The 1,891-nt window shown below is 28.5% G+C and carries 1 protein-coding gene; it reads right to left on the bottom strand.

Features of this window, described 5'->3' with window-relative positions:
* Window positions 1-409 precede the first annotated feature (409 nt).
* Window positions 410-1,519 carry a M48 family metallopeptidase gene (locus tag AC5LAX_RS04265; protein WP_117977159.1) on the bottom strand — a complete coding sequence of 370 codons (1,110 nt, stop codon included), beginning with the start codon at window positions 1,517-1,519 and terminating at the stop codon, window positions 410-412.
* Between the last annotated feature and the right edge of the window lie 372 nt (window positions 1,520-1,891).

The raw sequence follows: 1,891 nt of genomic DNA, 5'->3' as shown, positions 1-1,891 counted from the left end.
TTTAAATTCATTTGAGTATTTAGTCATAAAAAAACTGCACCTCCAAAAGTTGTTTTGTGTCCAACTTTTGGGGTGCAGTTCAAAATTAGTAGTAAGTCTTTTTTGTTAGTTGAAGTCATGAAAGGACATGGAAATATATCCTAAATGAAAAATGATAGTTAATATTAAAATGATATTTAAAGTACAAATAAAGAAATTCAATTTTCTGTTAGGTATTAGTTGAGATAAAGCATTTTTAAATTGATTTATTAGCCAACAATTACAAGCAAAGAATAATATAAAAAGAGGATGAGACTTAAAAGAATATAAAGCACTTAATAATAGACAAGATAAAGTAATGAAGTTAATACTATAAATCACTACATTGATAAAAGTAATTAATCTATTTTTAGTTATATCCTCCGTCAAATTATCTAATAGAATTTAATTTATTTACAATACTATTACCATTTTCTCCATATTCAACAACCATTATTGCTTGATTACCCATATAAATTGTATTTCCACTTAAATAAGCTTCAGGTGGATTTTTAGGATGATTATGATAAACTGCTGCCAAATTACCAGCAATTAGATATGCTCTTTCTTGACTGCTCATATCATTTGCAGGGACAGGTGTTATAAAATCATGACGATTTACACTAATTGTGCCAGTTTTACTATCAACTTTTACTTTATTATTACTATAGTCAGTGAGTTTATCAGAATAATTATCACGGCGTGATTGATGACTTGGATGGTCAGATGGGGAGAATAATTCACCTACGAAATTAGTTTTAGATTCACCCATTTTATCGATAAAACGTTGCCAAGTAGCAGCACCAGCACCGATATTATAACCAGCGCTTGTTGCATAATTAAAAGCAATATCGTCAGCATCTTGTTCTTGAACTTTAGTTATACCTTTGGCAATCATATTATTTTGCAGGACATTCGCACCAATTATAGATATAATATTAGGATTTTGAGAAGCATAAAGATTAGTCAATAATTGTACAGAAAAACTTTTCTTGGCAGAGCTTTGAACATGTTCTTCTTCACCATGAGCTAATTCATGAGCAATAACAATGGCAAGTTCATCTTCATTATTATTGAGCAATTTAAACATACCAGTATTTACGCTTAAATTATGACCTACAGTGCAAAAGGCATTATATTCTTCACTTGGATTAATGAAATAATTATAAGGTTTATCTTTAATAGAAGGGTCCGTTAAGGAGATAGCATAAGTCAAACGGTTCATGATATTATCTAATAAAGTATTGTAATAAGGGTCAGTATTTTCTCCTAATTCACTTTTCATTTGATTAAAATATTCATGACGACCATCACTATCTAGATAATTGAGCTGTTTTTCTAATTGCTGATATTGAATACCAGTGATAGCTACAGCGCCAATAGCATTGCCCCAGTTGAAGGCATATGCAGATTGATTAGGCAATATAGTATAAGAAATTGAAAAACCTAAAGATAAAGCAATACCTGTTGATAATAGTTTTTTGTATGTTTTTCTTAACATAAATAGCCCTTCTTTCTTTATATAGTATATTTTTATTATAATCTATATATATCTACAAGAGAAATTAAAATTATATTAATTTTTTTATAAAAAAATATAAAAAAAGGTGTTGACATTTAGGTTGAGTTTAATATATAATAATCAACGTTGTCGATGAGCAACAAACAAAATAAAGAGTTTTGAAAACAACAAAACAAACGAAATAAAAAAGTTTGAAAAAAGTTGTTGACAAAACAAAAAACGTAAGATATAATATTTAAAGTCAGCTCGAGAGAGCAAGACAAAAGATGTTCTTTGAAAACTAAACAATGCACAATATGTTTTCTAACATAAACGAATGTGCGGTATCTGCTTTTATAGCAGATTACCTAA

Source organism: Megamonas sp. (assembly GCF_986095205.1).
Note: the sequence above shows the minus strand (reverse complement) of the source record. Positions and strands in the feature narration are given on the sequence as shown.

What these genes read in the sequence shown, in the direction of transcription:
- AC5LAX_RS04265 (WP_117977159.1), bottom strand. Translation starts at nt 1,519, where the DNA reads ATGTTAAGAAAAACATACAAAAAACTATTATCAACAGGTATTGCTTTA.